This window comes from Sediminibacterium sp., from assembly GCF_019264485.1.
GTDB lineage: Bacteria > Bacteroidota > Bacteroidia > Chitinophagales > Chitinophagaceae > Sediminibacterium.
Genome location: NZ_JAHVAA010000012.1, coordinates 38,784 through 61,252, shown reverse-complemented (window position 1 = coordinate 61,252; position 22,469 = coordinate 38,784). Strand labels below are relative to the sequence as shown.

The 22,469-nt window shown below is 40.8% G+C and carries 21 protein-coding genes; 12 read left to right on the top strand and 9 right to left on the bottom strand.

Annotated features, from left to right (window positions below):
* Nucleotides 1–58 precede the first annotated feature (58 nt).
* A complete protein-coding gene (msrA, locus tag KXJ59_RS09875) occupies nucleotides 59–628 on the top strand; it encodes a peptide-methionine (S)-S-oxide reductase MsrA (RefSeq protein ID WP_363266008.1) in 570 nt (189 codons plus the stop codon).
* Between the two features lie 119 nt (nucleotides 629–747).
* Here the strand turns inward: msrA and KXJ59_RS09870 are convergent, their stop codons facing one another.
* Nucleotides 748–2,397, bottom strand: a complete 1,650-nt coding sequence (locus tag KXJ59_RS09870) for an ABC transporter substrate-binding protein (RefSeq protein WP_295203976.1) — start codon at nucleotides 2,395–2,397, stop codon at nucleotides 748–750.
* A 64-nt stretch (nucleotides 2,398–2,461) separates the two neighbouring features.
* Here KXJ59_RS09870 and KXJ59_RS09865 point away from each other — a divergent pair, with 64 nt between their 5' ends.
* Complete coding sequence (locus tag KXJ59_RS09865) at nucleotides 2,462–3,958, top strand: oligosaccharide flippase family protein (RefSeq protein WP_295203973.1); 1,497 nt, start codon at nucleotides 2,462–2,464, stop codon at nucleotides 3,956–3,958.
* Between the two features lie 67 nt (nucleotides 3,959–4,025).
* On the opposite strand, the gene KXJ59_RS09860 is transcribed toward KXJ59_RS09865, so the two are convergent.
* Nucleotides 4,026–4,778, bottom strand: a complete 753-nt coding sequence (locus tag KXJ59_RS09860) for a L,D-transpeptidase family protein (protein WP_295203971.1) — start codon at nucleotides 4,776–4,778, stop codon at nucleotides 4,026–4,028.
* A gap of 185 nt (nucleotides 4,779–4,963) precedes the next feature.
* Complete coding sequence (gene hppD / locus KXJ59_RS09855; RefSeq protein WP_295203969.1) at nucleotides 4,964–6,094, bottom strand: 4-hydroxyphenylpyruvate dioxygenase; 1,131 nt, start codon at nucleotides 6,092–6,094, stop codon at nucleotides 4,964–4,966.
* A 267-nt stretch (nucleotides 6,095–6,361) separates the two neighbouring features.
* Between hppD and KXJ59_RS09850 the strand changes: the two genes are divergently transcribed.
* The gene (locus KXJ59_RS09850) at nucleotides 6,362–7,486 is read left to right on the top strand and encodes a 5-(carboxyamino)imidazole ribonucleotide synthase (RefSeq protein ID WP_295203966.1); all 1,125 of its coding nucleotides are present in this window, start codon (nucleotides 6,362–6,364) and stop codon (nucleotides 7,484–7,486) included.
* 83 nt (nucleotides 7,487–7,569) lie between these two features.
* Here the strand turns inward: KXJ59_RS09850 and KXJ59_RS09845 are convergent, their stop codons facing one another.
* Nucleotides 7,570–8,517, bottom strand: coding sequence for a DUF3078 domain-containing protein (locus KXJ59_RS09845; protein ID WP_295203964.1), 948 nt, complete (start codon nucleotides 8,515–8,517; stop codon nucleotides 7,570–7,572).
* Between the two features lie 124 nt (nucleotides 8,518–8,641).
* On the opposite strand from KXJ59_RS09845, the gene miaB reads away from it, so the two are divergent.
* The 9 genes from miaB to KXJ59_RS09800 all read left to right on the top strand — a co-directional run bounded on the left by miaB (nucleotide 8,642) and on the right by KXJ59_RS09800 (nucleotide 16,422).
* The gene (miaB, locus tag KXJ59_RS09840) at nucleotides 8,642–10,072 is read left to right on the top strand and encodes a tRNA (N6-isopentenyl adenosine(37)-C2)-methylthiotransferase MiaB (RefSeq protein WP_295203961.1); all 1,431 of its coding nucleotides are present in this window, start codon (nucleotides 8,642–8,644) and stop codon (nucleotides 10,070–10,072) included.
* A gap of 154 nt (nucleotides 10,073–10,226) precedes the next feature.
* Nucleotides 10,227–11,495, top strand: a complete 1,269-nt coding sequence (locus KXJ59_RS09835; protein WP_295203959.1) for a sigma-54 dependent transcriptional regulator — start codon at nucleotides 10,227–10,229, stop codon at nucleotides 11,493–11,495.
* 7 nt (nucleotides 11,496–11,502) lie between these two features.
* Nucleotides 11,503–12,030: an LptE family protein gene (locus KXJ59_RS09830; RefSeq protein WP_295203956.1), complete on the top strand. Its 528-nt coding sequence runs from the start codon at nucleotides 11,503–11,505 to the stop codon at nucleotides 12,028–12,030.
* 124 nt (nucleotides 12,031–12,154) lie between these two features.
* On the top strand, nucleotides 12,155–13,039 hold the full coding sequence (locus KXJ59_RS09825; RefSeq protein ID WP_295203953.1) for a hypothetical protein: 885 nt from the start codon (nucleotides 12,155–12,157) through the stop codon (nucleotides 13,037–13,039).
* Between the two features lies 1 nt (nucleotide 13,040).
* Nucleotides 13,041–13,385: a preprotein translocase subunit SecG gene (gene secG, locus KXJ59_RS09820; protein ID WP_295203950.1), complete on the top strand. Its 345-nt coding sequence runs from the start codon at nucleotides 13,041–13,043 to the stop codon at nucleotides 13,383–13,385.
* A gap of 67 nt (nucleotides 13,386–13,452) precedes the next feature.
* Entirely contained in the window at nucleotides 13,453–14,478 is a 1,026-nt protein-coding gene (mltG, locus tag KXJ59_RS09815) for an endolytic transglycosylase MltG (protein ID WP_295203946.1), read from the top strand.
* A gap of 8 nt (nucleotides 14,479–14,486) precedes the next feature.
* Complete coding sequence (locus tag KXJ59_RS09810; RefSeq protein ID WP_295203943.1) at nucleotides 14,487–15,449, top strand: YihY/virulence factor BrkB family protein; 963 nt, start codon at nucleotides 14,487–14,489, stop codon at nucleotides 15,447–15,449.
* An 81-nt stretch (nucleotides 15,450–15,530) separates the two neighbouring features.
* Nucleotides 15,531–16,124, top strand: a complete 594-nt coding sequence (locus KXJ59_RS09805) for a thioredoxin family protein (RefSeq protein WP_295203941.1) — start codon at nucleotides 15,531–15,533, stop codon at nucleotides 16,122–16,124.
* A gap of 109 nt (nucleotides 16,125–16,233) precedes the next feature.
* Nucleotides 16,234–16,422 carry a hypothetical protein gene (locus KXJ59_RS09800; protein WP_295203939.1) on the top strand — a complete coding sequence of 63 codons (189 nt, stop codon included), beginning with the start codon at nucleotides 16,234–16,236 and terminating at the stop codon, nucleotides 16,420–16,422.
* A gap of 1 nt (nucleotide 16,423) precedes the next feature.
* On the opposite strand, the gene KXJ59_RS09795 is transcribed toward KXJ59_RS09800, so the two are convergent.
* The 5 genes from KXJ59_RS09795 to KXJ59_RS09775 all read right to left on the bottom strand — a co-directional run bounded on the left by KXJ59_RS09795 (nucleotide 16,424) and on the right by KXJ59_RS09775 (nucleotide 22,429).
* The gene (locus KXJ59_RS09795) at nucleotides 16,424–16,912 is read right to left on the bottom strand and encodes a TlpA disulfide reductase family protein (RefSeq protein WP_295203936.1); all 489 of its coding nucleotides are present in this window, start codon (nucleotides 16,910–16,912) and stop codon (nucleotides 16,424–16,426) included.
* 81 nt (nucleotides 16,913–16,993) lie between these two features.
* Nucleotides 16,994–17,584: an RNA methyltransferase gene (locus KXJ59_RS09790; RefSeq protein WP_295203933.1), complete on the bottom strand. Its 591-nt coding sequence runs from the start codon at nucleotides 17,582–17,584 to the stop codon at nucleotides 16,994–16,996.
* A 124-nt stretch (nucleotides 17,585–17,708) separates the two neighbouring features.
* Nucleotides 17,709–18,152 carry a hypothetical protein gene (locus tag KXJ59_RS09785; protein WP_295203929.1) on the bottom strand — a complete coding sequence of 148 codons (444 nt, stop codon included), beginning with the start codon at nucleotides 18,150–18,152 and terminating at the stop codon, nucleotides 17,709–17,711.
* A gap of 269 nt (nucleotides 18,153–18,421) precedes the next feature.
* Nucleotides 18,422–19,435 (bottom strand): dipeptide epimerase, encoded by a 1,014-nt coding sequence (locus KXJ59_RS09780; RefSeq protein WP_295203926.1) that lies wholly within the window; start codon nucleotides 19,433–19,435, stop codon nucleotides 18,422–18,424.
* A gap of 129 nt (nucleotides 19,436–19,564) precedes the next feature.
* A complete protein-coding gene (locus KXJ59_RS09775) occupies nucleotides 19,565–22,429 on the bottom strand; it encodes a 4-alpha-glucanotransferase (protein ID WP_295203922.1) in 2,865 nt (954 codons plus the stop codon).
* Between the last annotated feature and the right edge of the window lie 40 nt (nucleotides 22,430–22,469).

Genomic DNA, 22,469 nt, shown 5'->3' with positions numbered 1-22,469 from the left:
GGTACTGGGGTTAAGCCTGGCATCATGCGCACAACAACCCGCTACAAAATCAAAGAAAATGAACACAAAGACGAATTATGCAGGTATTCAGACCGATACCGCCACTTTTGGAGAAGGCTGTTTCTGGTGTACAGAAGCTTTTTTTCAGCGCCTGGATGGTGTTCTGGAAGTTATTAGCGGGTATGGGGGCGGATTTGTAGAAAACCCTACTTACGAACAGGTATGTGATAAAAATACCGGTCATGTGGAACTGGCAAGGATTGTATTTGATCCTAAAAAGATCAGTTATGATGAACTATTAGAAGTTTTCTGGAAAACACATGACCCTACCACACCCAATCAACAGGGAAATGATATCGGCCCTCAGTACCGCAGTGTGGTCTATTATCATAATGATGTACAAAAAGAAAAAGCAGAAAAGTATAAGGCATTGCTTGATAAAAGCGGAGCCTGGGATGCGCCCATTGTAACGACAGTAGAGCCCTTCAAGAATTTTTATCCGGCTGAAAACTATCACCAGAATTATTACAACGCTAATCCCAATCAGGGCTATTGCCGCTTTGTCATCAGACCCAAACTGGAAAAATTTGAAAAAGTCTTTAAAGACAAATTGAAGAAAAAGGAGTAGCAGGGTGAATGGTTAATGGTCCATGGTTAATAGTCCATAGTCCATGGTCAATGGTGAATAGCTATAAAACTATATGCCTTTTCTAACAGCTATTAGCTAATACCTGAAGTCATAGCACGCTATTTCATCTTCACATTGCGAAGTTCAAGCAGGTTCAAAGCATTTGCCTTAAAGCCAATGATATTGGGTTGTACAAAATGGATGGCCATATCGTACCAGATAGGAATAACCGGTGCATCATTGATTACTATCTGATCCATTTTACGGTAGAGATCGTATCGAAGAGAATCATTTATTTCGAGTAAAGCCCGTTCATACAGTTCATCGAAATCGGGGTTTTTATACCTTGTGTAATTAGGTGGCGCGGGATTTTTACTGTAAAACATAGCCATATAATTTTCAGCATCCGGATAATCGGCGATCCAGCTACCCCTGAAAAACAGGGCCTGCGATTTGGCGGTTTGTTCGAGGAGTAAGCTTTTCTGCACCACTTCTACCTGCACCGGTATTCCTACTTCCTCTAACTGTCTGGCCACAAAACTGGCAATATCTGCATAGATAGGTATGGTGAGTAACCTGATCTCCGGCATATTTTTACCGTTACCAAAGCCAGCCTGCTTCAATAATTGCGCTGCCTTTGCCGGATCGTAATGATAGCCCTTCACTAACTCTACGTTTCTGGAAGGAAGTCCACCCGGCACAAACCCTGCTTCGGCCGGTATACCGATCGAGTTGCGCATATACATCATGAGTTGCGGGCGGTTAATGGCATAGTTCATTGCCTGTCGAACCAGTTTTAGTTTTGCAGGTGATGATTTTACAATCGGATTGTTTTCGTCAACCAGTATTCCAAAATATTCCGTGTTGAGGTAAGCCGCTTTATTGAGTTGTAATTTTCCCTCCCACTCTTTTCTTAATTCTCCTTTTTTGGTCAGGAGTTCATCTTTAAAAGAAGGATCAATATCATTCACAAAACTCAGCTTACCCTGTCTGAACTGTAAGAATTCCGTTGCTTTATTATCAAAAAAACTCACCTGTATTGCATCCAGGTATGGCAATGCGTTACCATGCGCATCTTTCTCCCAATACTGGTCATTTTTATGCAGTACCAGTGCCTCTCCCTCCTCCCATGAAATAAATCGGAAAGGACCGGTACCGCAGGGCGAACGGCGAAAATCCTTCCCATATCTTTCAACAGCTTCTTTTGGAACAATACTGCAATACTGCATACTCAGGATACCCATGATGGGATGAAACGGTCGCAGCAGTTTTAATTGAACAGTAGAATCATTAATGGCAGTAAAGGGTTGCAGACTATCGACCCGGTTATTAAATATCCATGCCCCGCTGCTGGCTGTATTTTTATCGATGATGCGGTTCAGGCTGAATACAACATCTTGTGCCAGCATTTTTCTTCCTTTCCCACCGGGAAATATTTCGCTGTTATGAAAATATACATCGGTTCGTAAGTGAAAAGTATAAGTGGTTCTTGCTGCGTCTATATCCCATCTTTTGGCCAGTGAAGGAACAATATTCAGGTTACTGTCTATTTCCACCAGCGTATTGTACACCTGGTGAATGGCCCACATGATGGATTGATTTTTGGCAAATGCCGGGTCGAGTGTGGCAATACCGGTTGATTCATTGTAATAAAAAACCGATTTTCCGGATTCTGTTTTCTGCCTGCAACCGGTAAGGCAAAAAAAGCAAAGCCAGAGCATTGTACAGAACAGGCCTGTTTTATTTTTTATGATTTTCAATTCTTTCATCCTGCCCCGAATATCCTATTTTTAACCGATCAATACAAAGGCCACTAAAAACTATTAACCAGGCATGGGAAGTATCAGGAAGCAAACAATTATATCCAGTGTGCTGATTTATATTGGCTTTCTGATTGGTTTTGTGAACCAGTATTTATATACGCTGAATGGTTCTTTTACAGTAGAACAGTATGCACTCACGCGTATTTTTTTTGATTTTGCCCAAAACATGGTGGCTTTTGGTGCGTTGGGTGTTATTCCTGTTATTTATAAATTCTATCCCTACTACAAAGACAATCTTGAACAGGAAAAAATCGACCTGATGATTTGGGCTATGATAGCTGCAGTCATTGGTTTTATCATTGTTCTTGCAAGTGGGCTGATTTTTCAACCCTATTTTGTAAAAAAGTTTATTGAAAGGTCTCCTTTAATCGTACAGTATTATTACTGGATGTTTCCATTTGCGATGGGAATGCTGTTTTTTTCGGTGATTGAAGGATTTTGCTGGGCGTTACAATTATCTGTTATATCCAATTTTTTAAAAGAAACAGTATTCAGGATTATCACCTGCATTTTGATCCTGTTGTTTTATTTCAAACTCATCAGCTTTCAGGTTTTTATTTATCTGTTCGCCTTTCAATTCCTAGCTATCTTTTTGTTTTTATTTATTTATCTGATCAAAACAAATAATCTGCATTTCAATTTTTCGATCAGCAGGGTAACAAAGAAATTCTGGAAAAAAATGTTATCCATGCAGGTACTATTGTATGGAGGAACCCTGATTGCCTCCATTGCTGCAACGATCGACAGTTTTATTATAGCCAGCATCCTGGGACTTAAAGCTGTGGGTATTTTTGTATTTGCACAATATATAGCGAATGTTTTACAAGTGCCTCAGAGAAGTATTCAGGCTGTATCTTCCAGTTTCCTGTCAAGGGCATGGAAAGATAAAAACTACCCTGAAATCAACCGGATTTATTCCCGGTCATGTATCAATTTGCTGATCATGAGTTTGTTTCTTTTTGGCAATATCTGGCTGAATGTAAAAGAAGGGATTACTGTACTGAATATACAGAACGATTATCTTGATGGTATGAAAGTGCTTTTTATATTAAGCATGGTACGTGTAATTGATGCTGGTACCGGATTGAATGCAATGGTCATTAACACCTCTACTTTCTGGCGATTTGATTTTATAAGTGGTGTTGTTCTTATCGGACTTCGTTTTCCGCTCACGTATTATCTTATTAAACAGTATGGCATTGTGGGCTCAGCCATTGCAGAACTCGTAGCTTATGGCATTTATAACTTTATACGGTATGAATTTCTGCGCCGTAAGTTTAATATGCAACCCTTCAACCTGAAAACAGTGTATGTTATCCTGTTAAGCCTGACAGCTTATGGTGTTTGCTATTTTGCATTCAGTCAATTCTCTGGCTGGACTTCCATTTTCCTCAATGGTATTGTTTTCTCTGTTATTATGATTGGTGGTGTATTCTACCTCAAGCTAACACCCGATGCCATGCAGTTGTATCATGTGGTGAGGAACAAATGGAAAAAAGATGTATGATGTCTGATCTCAGATGTCGGATTTGTAGAAGAAGGGCACACTCAAATCAGACATCCGCCATTCTACATCATAAAATAATGTATTCTCCTTTTTTATTCACTGAAATCAGCGGTAGTTTTTTGTTTTCTTCGAAGAAATCGTACACTTCTTTGAGGCGGGTGGAAAATTTCTGGTAGTCGCTGTCTTCCTTGCTGTTACGGGAGAGGTATTCCTGACTGCGGTTATTACTAAAACGTACAGGGTAAATATGAACGGGAATAAAATCCTGTCCCTGGTTGCGTGCATGAGATGCCAATACATAGAGTTCTTCAATCTGGTCGTTCTGTATGGGTATACAGCCTACCGTAATACAACTGCCATGAATATAAATATCGCTACCGGGCTTAATGGAATCACTTAATAAACGATCGGATGCATTTGGATAATTCAGCCCCAGCGACAAATGATACATACTCTTGGGATTGAATTCATTGATATAATAAAAACCTTCAGGTACCTGGTAATCGCCCTCAATACGTTTTGGGCCAAGTGTGCCAGATAAAGCACATATCTTATAGGTTTTGAATAACTTGTATGGTTCTGTTGAATTATTTCTTACCCACACTTCTAACTGACTATCGTATTTGAAACTGCGGAGATACATATCTTTTGCAGGCCATTGAAGTTTGGCGTTTGCAAACTGTTTCTTGAGCGTATCTTCTTTCGATTTTATGGCGCCGGCCACCCTTGGAAATACCCGCTGATTATCAATAAAGCCAGTCTGTGCCATCAGATTGGCAGACAGTATACTGATGAGAAAAATTAGCAGGGGGCGCTTCATGGTTGCAAAATAAGGAATGGTACAATATAATGAATTGAATATACTGTTAAAGAAACGATCCAGCTATGAAAATATTGCGGACTCTGGGATGCAGTTTGATAGTATAGGCTATGAGCTGTGAGCCATGGGTTGAGGCATTAAATAAAAAAGCTCAAAACTCATGGCTCGCAGCTCATAGCTCACCGCTAAAGATTACCGCGGCTTTCCTGCTCACGCTCAATGGCTTCGAAAAGGGCTTTGAAATTACCTTTGCCAAAACTTTTTGCACCCTTGCGCTGTATAATTTCAAAGAAAAGTGTGGGTCTGTCTTCTACAGGCTTGGTGAAAATCTGCAAAAGATAACCTTCATCATCACGATCTACCAAAATACCCAGTTCCCGTAGGGGGCTTAAATCCTCATCAATATGTCCTACCCTGTCTAACAGATCATCATAATAAGAATTGGGTACTTTCAGGAATTCCACGCCCCTGTTTTGGAGGGCTGTAACGGTTTGTACAATATCGCTGGTGGCCAATGCTACGTGCTGACAACCTTCTCCGTTATAAAAATCCAGGTATTCTTCTACCTGCGATTTTTTCTTTCCTTCTGCGGGTTCATTGATCGGGAACTTTACAAATCCGTTTCCGTTACTCATCACTTTACTCATCAATGCCGAGTATTCAGTGGAAATATCATTGTCATCGAAACTGAGGATATTTTTAAACCCCATTACTTCTTCATAAAACTTAACCCAGGGGTTCATCTGGTTCCAGCCTACATTACCCACACAATGGTCTACGTACAACAAACCCGTTTCAGATGGATTATAATGACTTTCCCATTTCCTGTAACCGGGTAAAAAAACACCTTCATAGTTTTTTCTTTCTATAAACAGGTGTACTGTATCTCCATAAGTATGAATACCACTGATTACCACTTCACCAGCATCATCTGTAAATCTTTGAGGTTCCATATAACTCTTGCCTCCCCGCTGGGTGGTCTGTTTCCAGGCATCGGTTGCATCTTCTACTTTTAAGGCCAGCATTTTAACACCATCACCATGTTTGTACACATGGTCTGCAATTGAATTATCGGTACGTAATGCTGTGGTAAATACAAAAGTGAGTTTGTTTTGTCTGACTGCATAACTGGCCCTGTCTTTTACACCTGTTTCCGGTCCGGCATAAGCCAGGCTCTGGAAGCCAAAAGCAGTTTTATAAAAATGAGCGGCCTGTTTGGCATTACCCACATAAAATTCAACATAATCTGTTCCCTGTAAAGGAAGAAAATCAGTTGTTGTGTTCGATGGTACCACGGTATTGGTAATCGTTTCCATACAATATGTTTAATGAGAGAAATAAAGAAATAAACCCTGTTTTCAATAATTACAGGGCCGCATCCATGGCCAGTGCTTCCATCAGCAGGCAGTAGCAGAAACGCTTGTCGCCAAATACTTTATGTGGATAATCGGGAAGCATACAACAAAATTAAGGGTTTCTGTCAGTAATAGAACGGAGAAACAGAGGAACAGAGAAATATCGAATTTCGAAGTTGAAAGTTGGAAATTCCTCTGTTTCTCTGTTCCCCTCTTATCTTTGCGGGCATGAAAGCAGGAATACTCGGTGGTGGCCAGTTGGGTCGCATGTTATTACAGGCGGCAGCCAATTATACTGTTGAAACTTATGTGCTGGAAAATGATCCGCATTGCCCGTCGGCACATCTTTGCCATCATTTTGTACAGGGTAATATCAATGATTTCGATACGGTATACCAGTTTGGCAAAGGGTTGGATGTATTAACCATTGAAATTGAATCGGTAAATGTAGATGCCCTTGAAAAACTGGAAGCAGAAGGTGTAAAAGTATTCCCAACACCATCGGCCATACGAACGATTAAAAATAAAATACTACAGAAACAGTTTTATCTCGATAACGATATACCCACTTCTTCTTTTGTTGTTACTCAAACACAGGCAGATGTAGAAGAACATCTTGCATTGCTGCCGGCAGTGCATAAGATAGGGCAAGGTGGTTATGATGGAAAAGGTGTTCAGGTAATTCAGGATGAGAAAGATATCAGTAAAGCTTTTGATGCCCCTGCAGTACTTGAGAAAATGGTTCCGATTGATAAAGAAATCGCCATGATCGTTGCCATGAATGAAAAAGGAGAAACCATTTTTTACCCTCCCGCCGAAATGGTATTTGATCCAATGCTTAACTTACTCGATTACCAGGTAAGTCCGGCACAACTTCCCGAACAGGTATTATGGAAAGCAGAAGCCATTGCCTTGCGGGTGGTGAAAGCGCTGAAAAGCCCCGGCCTTTTTGCTGTTGAATTATTTGTAGACAAAAATGAGGAAGTACTGGTAAATGAAACAGCTCCAAGGGTTCACAACAGCGGGCACCATACCATTGAAGCCAACTATTCAAGTCAGTACGATATGCTCTGGCGTATTATGCTTGGTTATCCGCTGGGTAATCCTGATGCCATCCTTCCATCTGCCATCGTAAACCTGTTGGGTGCCGATGGATATTCAGGCGATGCCGTTTATGAAAACCTGGAAGAGGTTTTAAAGATGGATAATGTATTTGTTCATCTCTATGGAAAGTTACAAACCAAACCCGGTCGTAAAATGGGCCATGTTACCATCATGCACAAAGACTATCAAGATCTTACACATAAAGCGAATAAGATAAAACACCTGCTGAAAGTAAAAACCGGAGGGTAATTTTTTGATGTCAGATGTCAGATCGCAGATCGCAGATTTGTTTTATATCTGACATCTGAAATCTGCCATCTAACATCCTGCTCCTATCCTTTCTTCACATTCAGCGGCTTTAAAAAACCTATACCAATCAGGCTTTTCGTCTGCAGACCGGGAGATGTTTTGTTGGGGCCGAACAAACGTACATCATCATCATAAATAAGGTCAAGGCTGTAAGTGGCGGAGAAAAATTTATTGATTTTGAAAGAAAAAAGATTCGTCATAAAGAAGTCAATGTTCTGCGCTTTATTGTTGTAGTTAGAGAACATATCGAGCCTTCCTTTATAAGTTACATTTTTAGCCACCACATTATTATAGTTCACAGTGGCAAAAGTACCAATCTCGTTAATTGAAGTTTTTCCCGCAGGTACACCGTATTTGGCTTGTGCTGATAATTTATTATTCGCTACCACTGTCCACCTTGATGTTAATGGTGAAACGAATACAGAGAGTTTATCATTGGGTTTATAATCAAAACCTACAGAGAGAATAATGTATGCGGGCGATAAGAAAGAGGATGCAAATGAAGGAACACCACCAGAAAAAGTATAACCATCAAACCACTGCGAACGGAAGTTGAAGAGGCTGGAAAGAAAAACCTTACCGGTGCTGTCCATTTTATAACCATACTTACTCAGGAAATCAAAGCGGTCATCGTTCTTACGGCCACCCAGACTGGTGGTTTGAACATAACCCAGGTTCATATCGAAATTATTATCCCAGTTATGCCTGTCTTTTTTAAAAAAGTAGAAGAAATTAAAATAGGAGCTTACTGCCAGTGAAAAATTATCACCCCCTGCTGCCCAGTTACTCAATGAGCCCTGCGATAAATTAGCGCTTAAAAGCCCCCCTCTTTTCCAGGTCCATCTGCTGGTATCTGCTTCTTTTTTGATGGTACGGGATGTTTCGCTTCTGAGCTTATTTACAACTATATCCTGGGAGAAAGCTGCTGAGTTCAATAAAAGGAATAGCAGCCAATAGAACCATTTCTTCATGTGTAGGGGGCATTTTCGATGCAAAACTAATTGATTAACAGAATTTTCAAACCTTAAAGCCTGCCAAACTGACACAAAAGCCGGACAATTTTGTTAATTTTGCCAATTCTAAATTGTATTGTTCATGGATCTAATGGCTATTGGAGATAAAGTACACGATGAAACCCGTCAGGGGGAAGCGTTTAGCCCATTTGCGAACGACCCTAACCGTTATGCTAAACATTTCTATATAGAGAGTTATGGCTGTGCTATGAATTTTGCTGACAGTGAAGTAATTGCCTCTATACTGAATAATGCCGGATTTGGTGCCACACGCAACCTGGAAGAAGCCAGCCTGATTTTATTGAACACCTGTTCCATCCGTGAAAAAGCAGAACAAACTGTTCGCAAGCGATTGACTGAATTTCGAAAAATAAAAGAAAAAACCCCCGGTCTGCTCATCGGTATGCTGGGCTGTATGGCCGAACGCTTAAAAGCACAGTTACTGGAAGAAGAAAAGCTGGTTGACCTGGTAGTAGGTCCCGATGCATACCGCAGCCTGCCCGCCCTGATTGAAGAAGCAGGTTCCGGACAAAAAGCTGTGAATGTATTATTGAGTCGTGATGAAACTTATGGCGATATTGCTCCGATTCGTATCGACAGTAATGGCATCAGTGCCTTTGTATCGATTATGCGGGGTTGCAATAATATGTGCAGTTTCTGTGTAGTGCCATTTACCAGAGGCCGTGAAAGAAGCCGTGATGCCAATTCCATCTTGCATGAAGTAAGCAACCTGGTAGAAAATGGTTATAAAGAAGTAACCTTATTGGGTCAGAATGTAGACAGTTATTACTGGATAGATGAACAGAAAGATGAAACCATCACATTTGCCTTATTGCTCGAAAAAGTTGCATTGGTAAGTCCCGATCTGCGCGTTCGTTTCAGCACTTCACATCCGAAAGACATTACAGATGAAGTATTGCATACGATAGCCAAATACGAGAATATCTGTAAATACATCCACTTACCCGTACAAAGTGGAAGTAACCGTGTATTACAGTTGATGAACAGAACCTATACCCGCGAATGGTATATGGCTAAAGTAGACCGTATCAGGGAACTATTGCCCGGATGTGGTATCAGTTCAGATATCATTACCGGTTTTTGTACAGAAACAGAAGATGACCATCGAGATACATTAGATATCATGCGTTACAGTGGTTACGACATGAGTTATATGTACTTCTATAGCGAAAGACCAGGCACGCTGGCTGCCAGAAGATATACAGATGATATTCCCGAAGAAGTAAAGAAAAGAAGATTGCAGGAAGTGGTAGATCTCCAGGGTATATTATCTACACAAAGCAATCAAAACGATCTAGGTAAAACATTTAAGGTTCTTGTAGAAGGCAACAGTAGAAAAAATGAGCAGGAATGGATGGGCAGAACCAGTCAGAATAAAGTGCTGGTTTTCCCTAAGAAAAATATAGACGAGCAGTTAAAAGGCAGTTATGTAATGGTAAAAGTTACCGGACATACAAGAACCACTTTGCTGGGAGAAAGAAATAAGGAATAAGGAACAGGGAATAAGAATTCAGGAAGGACAAGGAGCAAGAAACAAGAGACAAGGAATAAAAAATCTGACATCTGCGATCTGACATCCCCGAAGGGGTCCTTCGGACAGAAAATCAAATCAGACATCAGAGATCAGCGATCAACAAATCTAATCTATGGATCTTCAAAGTATAAAAAACAGGTTTGGCATCATCGGTAATTCACCGTCGCTGAATCATGCACTGAATACGGCCGTTCAGGTGGCAGCTACCGATCTTACGGTTTTAATTGTGGGAGAAAGTGGTGTAGGTAAAGAAGTTTTTTCGCAGATTATTCATGCATTATCGGCCCGAAAACACAATCCTTTTATTGCCGTCAACTGTGGCGCAATACCAGAAGGAACAATCGACTCAGAACTATTTGGTCATGAGAAAGGGGCTTTCACCGGTGCAGTCGATAGCCGTAAAGGGTATTTCGAAACCGTAAGTGGAGGAACCATTTTTCTGGATGAAATTGGTGAAATGCCGCTGGGAACACAGGCACGCCTGCTGCGGGTACTGGAAACGGGAGAATTTATCCGTGTAGGTTCATCAAAAGTGCAGAAAACAGATGTACGTGTTATTGCTGCCACCAACCGTGAGTTACTGGAGTTTACACAAAAAGGGCGTTTCAGAGAAGACCTCTATTATCGTTTGAGTACTGTACCCATTCGTGTTCCTTCGCTGCGCGATCGTAAAGAAGATGTGTTATTACTATTCCGCAAGTTTGTGGTTGATTTTGCAGAACGTTATAAAACAACACCTGTTCAGTTGGAAGAAGACGCAAAATCCATGTTAATTAACCATCCATGGCAGGGTAACGTTCGCGAATTAAAGAATATTGCAGAACAGATATCGGTGTTGAGTCCAACCAACCAGATCTCAGCCACCACTTTAAGTCAGTTTCTGCCCGACCAGTCTAAATACTCACGTATGCCTGTACTGGCGGCACATGCAGCCAATAGTGGTAGTGAGTTTGCCAATGAACGCGAGATACTGTACAAGTTGTTCTTCGATATGAAGAAAGATGTTACGGAGCTGAAAAAAATGTTTCTGGAAATTTTACAAAACCCTTCCCTTGCAGGATCGGCGGCTAATTTTACCAGGGATTCTCTCTTACAGGATTTTCAGGGTAATGGTGAACTGCAGCCTGTTGTAAATTCGCAGGTATCGGTACCACATCACCAGATTATGCCGGCAAACGGACAACCGGTATTATTGCATGAAGATGCGATTCATCACCATGAAGAAGTAGAGGAATCGCTGAATATTATGGACAAGGAAAAAGAACTGATCCTGAAAGCACTGAAAAAACATAAAGGCAAACGCAGAGATGCTTCTCTTGATCTGGGTATCAGTGAAAGAACACTGTACCGTAAACTGAAAGAATACGATATTGAAGAATAAAATGGGTATGAAAAAAACGATCGGCACATATGGTATTTACGGCCTGAGTATCAGCATACTCATGGCCCTTGTATTTACGGCCTGTAAAGTGACGTATAAATTCAACGATGCCAGTATCGATCCAAAAGTAAAAACCATTAAACTTGGTTTTATAGACAACAAGGCCCAATACGTCAATCCGCAGCTGAGTCCAAAACTGAATGATAAACTTCAGCAAAAGATTACCAATCAAACCAAACTCACCAGGGTTACCAGTGATGATGCACATTATGTAATCAACGGCAGCATTGTAACCTATAATGGTACACAAACCGTTGGGGTAAGTAACAGACAGGCCAGTACCAACCGTTTAACGGTAACCATTCGTATTAGTTTCAGAAAGAACCTTGATAATGTTACCGAAGAATTTGATGTAAGCCGGAGTTTCGATTACAGTGCCAATCTTTCTTTTAATACTGCCGAAGCACAGTTGCTGGATGAAGTGGTAAGAAATATGGTTGATGAAATATTCAACCGACTTTTTTCAAACTGGTAATCAATTAGTACATTTATCGTTACGAAATAAGCCATAAGAAATGTGGACGTCGGCTAAAAGGTTTATTGTGAGCCTGCTGGCGACAGAAAGGTTTCATGTGGCCAACTTCAATTAAAATAAACACATGAATTCCATCCGGGAGAGCGCTTTGTTGCATTTAACGGGTCAGTCATCGGCCGAACTGGTGCCGGTTGACCAGTTAGAGTCATTGATCAAATCTTATCCTTATTTCTCCCCTGCTCATGTATTGTATAGTGCCAAGCTCAAAGAAATGGGTAAGACAGATGCTTATCAGCAATCGGTAGGCAAGTCTTTATTGCATATAACCAACCCGCTTTGGATGCAATACCTGGTAGAAATAGATATTGCCCCCGAACCTGTGGGTATGCCTGAAACACCGGTAACAGATAAACAGGCGAATAAGCAGATAGCCATTCCATCGATGGATGATGTTCGTGATATAATTCGTTCCATAGACCCCAGAAAAATACCAGATAACCCGCCTGATGTTGATGATACTGAGGAAGTAGCACTGGATGAAGCCGAAACCCTTCTCCTGCCCGACACCAAATTATCGGGTCTACTGTCTGAACAGCTGGCCGATTTTAAAAAGCCCCTGGAAGCAGGTGATAAACTGGAAATTGAGACCGAACGACTCCATACCATCGATTATTTTGCTTCGCAGGGTATACGGGTAGACCTGAATAAGATGCCCCAGGACAAGCTTACTTCGCAGTTGCGTAAATTTACAGACTGGCTGAAGCAGATGAAGCATGTAAACCAGCAGACATCTGATCTGGGAACGGGTTCTGCCCTCGAGCAGGCAGTGGCTTTAATAGCTGAAAACTCAAACGAATCGAGGGAAGTAGTTACCGAAACCATGGCTGAAGTGCTCGAAAAACAGGGGCAGATGGAAAAAGCCATTCAGCTCTACATTAAATTAAGTTTCATAAATCCTGAAAAATCCGCTTATTTTGCGGCCAAGATTCAACATTTAAAAGGTATATAAAATGATCATTCTGTTTCTTGTTCTGATTGTGTTAGCCTGTGTGGCACTGGGTTTTGTTGTGCTGATTCAGAACCCCAAAGGCGGAGGTCTTTCTGCCAATGTGGGTGGTTTAAGTAACAATTTCATGGGTGTTAAACAAACCACCGATGTATTGGAAAAAGGCACCTGGATCTTTGCCAGCATCATTGCCATACTGGCGCTGGTATCGAGCCTTTTCCTGAAAGGTGGTTCAGGCGTTGATAATTCAGTATTACAAAAAGTAAATACTACTACCAGTCAGCCTGCCCCAACGCCTGCTGTACCGGCCAATACCACAACTGCTACGCCCGACACCGGCAAGAAATAAAGATAAAAAATACGTTTACAAAACCCTGCCTGTGCTACAGACAGGGTTTTTTATTTAATTTGATGACATGAAACGAATCATGGGCTGGCTTTTATTCCTGGTTATTGCTGGCGGGGCTTTAACTGCCTGGCTCCTCTTTGGTGCTACTACCGCCTTTGATGAGAAAAGCCGCTATTTTATTGTCAGAGAGGGTCAAACAAATAAAGAAGCCGTGCTGGCTATCTTAAAAGAAGAAAAAATTGTTTCGGGCACCACAGGTTTACAATTAATTGGCTCACTCACGACCGTATGGCCCAAACTCAAAGTGGGTAAATATGAAGTGAAGAAAGGACAATCCGCATTCGAAATTGCCCGTATGCTACGTAACGGCAAACAGGCTGAGCTAAGACTGGTCATTAATAAACTCCGCACCAAAGCAGATCTGGCCCGCCTTATCGGGAAACAGTTTGCTACCGATTCGGCAGCAGCCATGGTTTTTCTTTCTTCCAACGACTCACTGAAACAACTGCAAACAGATACCACGCTTCTATTTACACAGATCATTCCCGACACTTATATCTTTTATTGGAACACCCCATTGATAAAAATCATGCGCAAGCTGAAAGAAAATGCAGCCCTGTTCTGGCAAAAGAATAACCGTCTGGCAAAAGCAACAGCAAAAGGACTTTCGCCAACAGATGCTTATACCCTTGCTTCGATTGTAGAAGAGGAAACCAATTTCGATAGCGATAAATATAAAATTGCCAGTGTATACCTGAACAGGCTCAAAAAAGAAATGCCATTGCAGGCCTGTCCAACCATCAAATATGCCATGCAGGATTTTACCATTACGCGTATCTATGAGAAATATTTACTGAACCCTTCCCCTTACAATACCTATCGCAGAAAAGGGTTGCCTCCTGGCCCTATCTGTACACCATCACCTAAAACCATCGATATTATACTGGAAGCACCTATAACCGATTACCTGTTCTTTGTAGCAAAAAGTGATTTCAGCGGTTATCATCATTTCAGTTCCAGTTACCAGGAACACGATCAATATGCGAAAGAATACCAGCATCAATTAGATATTTACATGGCCAATAAAAAATAAAAGACACTTTGATCAAGCTCCAACGCATCATTATTTCCTGGAAACCCATTGCCTTTATCATCCGTAAAAGCAAGACACTTCTGATACCGGGCTTCCAGGGTCTGCCCTTATTTGATGTGGTGGTTTTCTTTTTTAAACAAATCAATAAAGTAGGACTGAATGAAAGAGCGGCTGCCATTTCATTCAACCTTATCATGGCATTGCCCGCTGCATTGTTGTTTTTGTTCTCATTGATCCCCTATTTTCCAGACTCATTTGATGTTGATAAACAGATACTGAGCTTATTTAAGGACATCACCCCCAATTCGGAAACCTATGTGTTTATCAGGGATATCATGATTGACCTGCTGGAAAAGCATGTCGGTATTTTTTCTTTCGGTTTTCTGCTACTCATTTTTTATGCGTCGAATGCCATGATTGGCATTATCCGCACATTCGACAGATCGATACAGGAACAAAAAGGTTTTTTATTTCACCAGCGCTGGAGGGCCATTCAATTAACCGCCATCCTTATACTACTGGTTATAGGCTCCTCACTTGTATTGATTGGTCAGGAACAATTATCGGGGCTGCTGAAAAGCCTTTTTAATATCAAATCAAAAACATCACTGCCACTCTGGAACACTTTGCGCTGGCTCGTTATAGTAGGACTTGTTTTTTGCGGTATTGCATTTACGTACAAATATGCTCCCTCGGTTACCAAACGTTGGAAACTGGTATCGCCCGGTTCCCTATTGGCTACTTTTTTGACCCTGGGCACCACCCTTGCTTTTTCATATTGGGTGAGTTTATTTGCGAGCTCCAGTTATAACCGTATTTACGGGTCGATCGGCACTGTGCTGATCCTGATGCTGCTGATGTATATCAATTCGTTAATTTTATTGATCGGCTTTGAATTGAATGTAAGTATTACTTATCTTACCAGAGAGGCTGAGCTTCGTAAGCAAAAAGAAGCCGGACTGAAAGCCTGATTATCTACTGCACCTGTTGAAAAAGCCCACTGGTTAAACCAGATGGTATTTAGTTTTGTCTTATTGGTAAAACATACACTTATGAAAAAACTTCTTTTTTCAGCACTATTCCTGAGCTTAATGGTTTGTGCCCAGTCACAATCACTCACCATTGGTTCCGATCTGCCAATGGGTGATGTTAAAATGAAGGATATTTCAGGGAAAGAAATTTCCATTAAAGATGCCATTCAACAGAATGGTGTATTGGTTATGTTCTCCTGCAATACCTGTCCTTATGTAGTCAAGAACCAGCAGCGAACGCTTGATGTGGCTGCTTATGCAAAGCAAAACAATATCGGTATCATCCTGCTTAATTCAAATGAAGCTACCCGTGACAGTGATGATTCTTATGAAGACATGAAAGCTTATGCCAGGAACCAGCGATATAATTTTTACTATACAGTTGATAAAGATTCTAAAATAGCCAATGCTTTTGGCGCTACACGCACACCTGAACTATTTCTTTTTGATGCCAATGGTAAATTACAATACAAAGGAGCCATCGATGATAATCCCAACGATGCGGGTAATGTAAAACGTGTTCATGCACGCGAAGCCATTAGTGAACTGGTGGCGGGCAAATCCATTTCGGTGAGAGAGAGCCGTTCACTGGGCTGTAGTATTAAGCGGAACTAATTCATTTTCAATGATAAAAAAGGGTGTTGATCTTTTTAAAAAAGATTAGCACCCTTTTTTATGGAAATTATTCAGACGGGCATCTTTTTAATAACCAAACTACTGTCACATGAGACCTATTTTTATCATCATCATGCTGGTACTCATCGCTTATGCCATTGCACAGGGTATTAATTATGGCAGCGTTACCGGCATTATTTTAGCCACCTGCAGCCTGATTGCATTGGTATACGCTATTTACCTGACCCATCAGTTAGACAAACAACAGGTTGAAGAAGCAGAAAATGAATACCAGTAAATTATTGTGCGGTTAAGGCTTTGAGTTCGAGGAGCAATCTTTGCTCAGGTAATTGCTGTGCAAAGAATTTGCGGTAGCCTTTCTTTTTATTTACCATTAAGGTAACTGGTATGGCACCATCCCATTGCTGGTCTATTTTCGGACAGAATACATCGGCATTGGTTTCATCGAGCCATACAATAGTAGAAGTATATTTATTCTTTTTGGCAAAATCGGCTATACCTTTTGGATAGTCTTCTGCAAAATCGAGGCTTACGAGCAAGAGTTTTACTTTCTGTTCGCTGAACTCAGCTACCGATTTTTCAAACCATGGTATTTCTTTGATACAGGGTCCGCACCAGCTCGCCCAAAAATTAACGACGAGTGGAACAGAACTGGTATCGATGATCTTCATCAGATCATTGATTTTCACTTTTCGGATATGCTGATTTTGGGCCTGTAGTTGTGTGAATACAATAAAACAAATAAAAACTGCGACTATTTTTTTCATGCTTCCTAATATTTGTGACGATTTGCAGCTACAGATTTTAATTTTATAATCTGTGAATCTGTGGCTTTATTTCCTTCAAAATCATTCTATCTCTTTTAATCCCCAATCCCTTAATAACTGTTCCTTTCTACCTGTAAGTATAGACTCACTTTCATAATGGCCCGCTATTTTCTTCTGACGATATGCTTCATAAATACTTACAGCGCAGGCTACAGAAATATTGAGGCTTTGGATGATACCCATCTGAGGAATAATAAAATTACCATCTGCCAGAGCCCTTATTTCATCACTTACACCTGCATGTTCATTACCAAAGACCAATGCAATACTTTCTGTAAAATCTATATCATATAAACTTACGGCATCCGCTGAAAGGTGGGTTGTTAAAATCTTCCGGTAATTTTTACGTAGTGCCTGGAAACAGGATTCAGCATCTTCATACTGGTGTACCGTTAACCATTTAGCAGCACTACTGCTGCTTTTGACACCAAATTTCTCATGGCGCGGTATTTTAGTATTGAGGATATAAATATCCTGAATGCCAACAGCATCGCAGGTACGCATGACTGCTGAAATATTATGCGGATCATGTACATTTTCCATTACCACGGCAAGATCGGACTGGCGGTTATGTAATACGCGCAATAGTTTTTCTCTTCTCTCGGGTGTCATAACCCGAAAATCGGTACTTAATCAGAACTAAACAAAGAAATATTGAACAGAGGAATAAGGAATAGCCAACGCCCAAATAGCAGGTATTTGGACATTGGATATTCGACATTCAATATTCTTCGGTTTACCACCTTCTCCGGTCTCTACGGTCTCTGCGGTCGTCATCACGGTCATAACCACGTCTTTTATCCACTATTACTACGGGTGGTCTGTAGGCCATATGCTGGCGCCCATATCTTTCTCGGTAATAATGTGGGCGTACAAATGGGTTTGGATCATTAATCACAATTTTCTGTCCGCGATAAAGATCAAATCCGCGATAGGCCCGGGGTAATTCACTTACATAGATCCAACGGCCACGATCGGCGTATACAAACCTGCGTTGTGGAATATTGTAATACACATCTATTTCAGGAAAATAATAAAAATCGCCTGCATAATTACCGGGCAATCCCCAGGCTGGTCGCTGACCAATATTCACGTTGAGATTCACCCTCACCTGAGCATCTGTAGTGTTGATCAGGAAGACTGATAATACAATTGCAATGGGTAAAATTTTCTTTTTCATATGTTTATTTTTATTGATTTTGGCCATATGGAATTCGCCAATAAACATTCCGAATTATATCAGACTTTGTTATGGCTCATTTCATGGTTCATGGTTTTATACATTGTATAAGCCAAACGCAATGCCAGAAAAAGAAAGAACTGTTATAGAAAAGTGAATTTGGAAAGAGGTAAAAGGTCTTCCGTTAATAATCTCTTTTCTTCTGGGCGAATATTCACCGCAGGGAAATGAGGCAACGGAGGTTACGCGGAGTCATTTACAAAATACGACTAGCGTAATTGTATGCCTAAGCCTGGCTTGCCTGATAGTGTTACTTGACCTTGTTCATACTGTAGACCCGTAGCAATATCTTCAGCTAATAACAGTGGCCCATCCATATCAACATGATCGAGTTGAGGTAAGAATTGTGCGATGGCTGCTGAACCTATGGTTGATTCATTCATACTACCCATCATCACTTTCAAACCCAGTGTTCTGGCCTCCTGTATCATTCTGATAGCGGGTGTAAGACCACTACATTTCGTTAGTTTGATATTGATGCCATGAAAATGACCGGCACATTTTTTTACATCCTGTTCCGATACGCATGATTCATCTGCATACAAAGGCAGGGATGATTTTTCATACAATATTTTCATTCCCTCCCAGTCATCTTTTGCCAGCGGCTGTTCAATAAATTCCACGCCCAATGTAGCCAGTTGCGGAATTTTACTTAATGCTTCAGCCACGGTCCATCCGGCATTGGCATCTATTCTGAAAGTAGCATCGGTATATTGACGCAGTGCTTCAATGATGGCAATATCCTGAGGTGTTCCCAGTTTTATTTTATATATGGGCCAGGGATGGGCTTTCATTTTATTGATCATTATATCAATGGTATCTATACCAATGGTATAATCGGTAACAGGTATTTTATCCCAAGTGGTATTCCAAAGCTGGTAAACAGGTTGGCCTTTCATTTTTCCAAACAGGTCCCAACAGGCCATATCAAGTGCGCAAACCAAAAAGGGGTTATTCGGAATAAGATGGTGGAGGTAATGCCAGTAACGTTCCGGTTCAGTCAGTGCAAACTTCTCTATCATCTTACGATGCTTCTCCAGGTCTGCAATCATATCCTCCACCGTAACATTATAATACGTGATGGCTGGTGCTTCACCAAAACCCATAAAGGGCCCCAGTTCTAATGCAACGATGAGCGATGGCTGATGTGTTTTGGTTCTGCCATGAGAAATAGTAAAAGGATATTGAAATGGCAGGTTAATAGCCCGGTAACTCAGTTTCAAATGGATTGATTTTGGAGCCGTAAAGATAACAGATAGATGTCTGATCTCTGATTTTTAGATCGCTGATATTTTACTTAAGCCTCTAAATCATCTATCCCTTCTAATTCCTTATTCCTTATTTTTCATTTCTCAACCTCTTCCACTGGCTTCAATATATCCTTTTAACTCTTTCGTAAACATTTCCTCTTTTAATAATTCCTCCATACTCAGGTGCATACGGTAACGCCAGTAATGTTTGGGATTGGCTGGAATATTGATTCGTTCAGTATTGGGGTCTTCTCTTCGTAAGGAGGCATCCATACCTAATAAATCCTGTAACTGAAACACAGACCACATAGCAGGTGAATACAGGTGTTGTAATACAATGGCCTGGTTAATCCATGCTTCACAATAAGCTGGTGCTTCTCCCCACTGACCCAGTTCATGGTTATAAAACTGCTGGATACGGGTTCTGTCCTCTTCCCACCAACCTCGTATGGTACTCATATCGTGCGTAGAAGGTGTTACCACACTTAAATAAGGCGCATCCTTAGGATGAAAGAAATCTTTCTTCGGATCCTTTGGCATCCTTTGTATTTCAAGACTTAACAATCCTAATTGTTTCATTACATCCGGCACACAGTCCGGAACCATACCCAGGTCTTCACCACAGATAAGCATATTCGTTACACGCTTGAGTGCAGGCAATTTCTGCATGGCTTCTTCCATCCAGAAGTCATCCTGGCGGCGATAGAAATAATCTATATACAGGTCTTTCAGCAAACTTTGCAGATGTGTATCGAGATAACGGAAAGAAGATATATTCTCGATGCCAATACGGAAATGAAAATGTTCATTGTCATCTTCTGCTGCAACAAAAAGTATAACGTTACTGATGAGATCATACAACCCCTTCTTTACTTTTTCATGCTGGTCGTCCTGCTCTAATGTGTTGAAATAAGCTTCTACCTGTTTTTGTGAGGCAAAAGCAGGTTTCAATGTATAATTACCGAAGCCGTCATAATCAAGAAATTCTTTTTTTACCAGTTCATTGTCGTAGCCAAACAATTCCCACAATACATTTTCATTGATAAAGGGTTGGGTAAAACGATGATGATCGAATGAAATGCCCCTTTGCTGGAATTCATTGATGTGAACGGGAATAGCAGGTACAAAACGTCCGAGAATGCCTTCTACTGCATCCATGGGTATGCTCCAGATACGGAAGAAACCGAGGATATGGTCAATACGAAAAGCATCAAAATAATAGCTCATCTGCTCAAACCTTTGCTTCCACCACGCAAAACCATCGGCCTGCATCTGTTTCCAGTTATAAGTAGGGAAACCCCAGTTTTGTCCGGATACCGCAAAATCGTCTGGTGGTGCACCTGCCTGTGCATCCATATGATACAATTCAGGATGTTGCCATGCATCCGCACCATGACGGTATACACCAATAGCAATATCACCTTTTACAATAATCCCATTGGCATGCGCATAAGCAGTGGCTTCTTTTAACTGAACATGTAACTGGTACTGTATAAAATAATGTAAAGCTATTTCAGGGTATGCCGGTGCCTCTTTTGCGGTGAGTGCATCAACCTCTTTCTGGTTATAATGTCTGTAAGCAGGCCATTGATTAAAGTCAACCGTACCATACTGATCACGCAAATAACAGAATGCAGCATATGACTGTAACCAGTGTTTATTCTGCTCAAAATAGTCATTGAAACTTTGGGTTGACAATACTTCCTTCCCTTTCGCGCTATAGACTTTCTCAATCAGTTTTGTTTTAAACCTGATCACTGCTTCATAATCTATCTCCGGTAAGGCATTCAGTTTTGCCTTTTCTACATTAATCTGTTTCTGCAGTTTAGCATCTCCTGTAACCAGCAAATCGAGATTCAGGTAAACAGGATGTAATGCAAATGCTGAGATAGCCGCATAAGGATAAGAATCTGTCCAGCTATGCGTTGCCGTTGTATCATTGATGGGCAACAACTGTATCATTTTCAATCCAGCTTTTACTGTCCAGTCAACCATTCTTTTCAGATCAGTAAACTCTCCTATCCCCAAACCGTGTGCTGTTCTGATACTGAAAACCGGAATGGCCACACCTGCTCCCTTCCATCCTGTATTGGGTAAAACCATAAACCCATCATGAACAATCGTTTGCTTATCTTTTACAACAGCTTCATGCAGTATACGGTTATTTCCTTCTTCATACCTTACAAAACGCTCTTGAATAGTATCGTACACACCGTATTTATAAGCAATCGGAAAATTTTCTTTGCTGAGATTTAATTCAAGTGTATAAAAATCTGATCCCTCCTTTTTCGATAATAACAAAGGCTCGCTACTGTCCCAGAAACCAAATGCATTACTACTACCCAATACACAAACCGTTTCACCTTTCTGTAAAAGAGGTGCTTTTACGCTGATGATATGTGTAACGGTTTTAGGTTTATTTGTTTTTACGAGCGTAAGATTGTTTTTCAACAACACTTTTTTAAATGGCTCGGTGTAAAACGCATTTTCAAAATACCCGGCATAGTTCCAGGTGTCGATAATATGGAGTTCTGTTGCTTTTACAGCAAGCGGATCGAAAGTTTTATCATTGCCCCAATCCTGTTGTATGGTTCCATCAGCGTATTTTAATACATAATGATAAGTAACCGGTCCTGTACAATCCTCAATCTCAAAAGGAACTGTCAATACCCAATACTCTTCATTAAAATATTGCATAGGCACAGCCTGTTCAATCTGGTCATTACCGAGTAATGGATGATTCCCAACGATAAACAGATCCTGTCCGTATTCTGTATGAAAACGTAGTTGAAATGTAATATGCTTTACCGCAGATTTATTCTTTGTAACCGACGATTTGGATACGGTTTTTGATGTAGTTTTATTTTTCAGCGAAGTTTTACTACTTGTTTTTTTCTTTGACCCCGTCTCAGGTACAGACATAGGTTTCCCTTCAGATGGAGCAATCGTTTTTTTAGTGGTAGCCACTTGAGCAGTTTTAGAAGTCACAAAGTAGTCATTTAATGTG

Excerpts from the sequence above, each read along its gene's own strand:
- KXJ59_RS09830 (WP_295203956.1), top strand. The coding sequence starts at position 11,503 with ATGAAAAAAACGATCGGCACATATGGTATTTACGGCCTGAGTATCAGC.
- KXJ59_RS09805 (WP_295203941.1), top strand. The coding sequence starts at position 15,531 with ATGAAAAAACTTCTTTTTTCAGCACTATTCCTGAGCTTAATGGTTTGT.
- KXJ59_RS09785 (WP_295203929.1), bottom strand. The coding sequence starts at position 18,152 with ATGAAAAAGAAAATTTTACCCATTGCAATTGTATTATCAGTCTTCCTG.
- msrA (WP_363266008.1), top strand. The coding sequence starts at position 59 with ATGAACACAAAGACGAATTATGCAGGTATTCAGACCGATACCGCCACT.
- KXJ59_RS09845 (WP_295203964.1), bottom strand. The coding sequence starts at position 8,517 with ATGAAGAAATGGTTCTATTGGCTGCTATTCCTTTTATTGAACTCAGCA.
- KXJ59_RS09790 (WP_295203933.1), bottom strand. The coding sequence starts at position 17,584 with ATGACACCCGAGAGAAGAGAAAAACTATTGCGCGTATTACATAACCGC.
- KXJ59_RS09870 (WP_295203976.1), bottom strand. The coding sequence starts at position 2,397 with ATGAAAGAATTGAAAATCATAAAAAATAAAACAGGCCTGTTCTGTACA.
- KXJ59_RS09865 (WP_295203973.1), top strand. The coding sequence starts at position 2,462 with ATGGGAAGTATCAGGAAGCAAACAATTATATCCAGTGTGCTGATTTAT.
- KXJ59_RS09860 (WP_295203971.1), bottom strand. The coding sequence starts at position 4,778 with ATGAAGCGCCCCCTGCTAATTTTTCTCATCAGTATACTGTCTGCCAAT.
- KXJ59_RS09850 (WP_295203966.1), top strand. The coding sequence starts at position 6,362 with ATGAAAGCAGGAATACTCGGTGGTGGCCAGTTGGGTCGCATGTTATTA.
- KXJ59_RS09795 (WP_295203936.1), bottom strand. The coding sequence starts at position 16,912 with ATGAAAAAAATAGTCGCAGTTTTTATTTGTTTTATTGTATTCACACAA.
- secG (WP_295203950.1), top strand. The coding sequence starts at position 13,041 with ATGATCATTCTGTTTCTTGTTCTGATTGTGTTAGCCTGTGTGGCACTG.
- hppD (WP_295203969.1), bottom strand. The coding sequence starts at position 6,094 with ATGGAAACGATTACCAATACCGTGGTACCATCGAACACAACAACTGAT.
- KXJ59_RS09825 (WP_295203953.1), top strand. The coding sequence starts at position 12,155 with ATGAATTCCATCCGGGAGAGCGCTTTGTTGCATTTAACGGGTCAGTCA.
- mltG (WP_295203946.1), top strand. The coding sequence starts at position 13,453 with ATGAAACGAATCATGGGCTGGCTTTTATTCCTGGTTATTGCTGGCGGG.
- KXJ59_RS09800 (WP_295203939.1), top strand. The coding sequence starts at position 16,234 with ATGAGACCTATTTTTATCATCATCATGCTGGTACTCATCGCTTATGCC.
- KXJ59_RS09835 (WP_295203959.1), top strand. The coding sequence starts at position 10,227 with ATGGATCTTCAAAGTATAAAAAACAGGTTTGGCATCATCGGTAATTCA.
- miaB (WP_295203961.1), top strand. The coding sequence starts at position 8,642 with ATGGATCTAATGGCTATTGGAGATAAAGTACACGATGAAACCCGTCAG.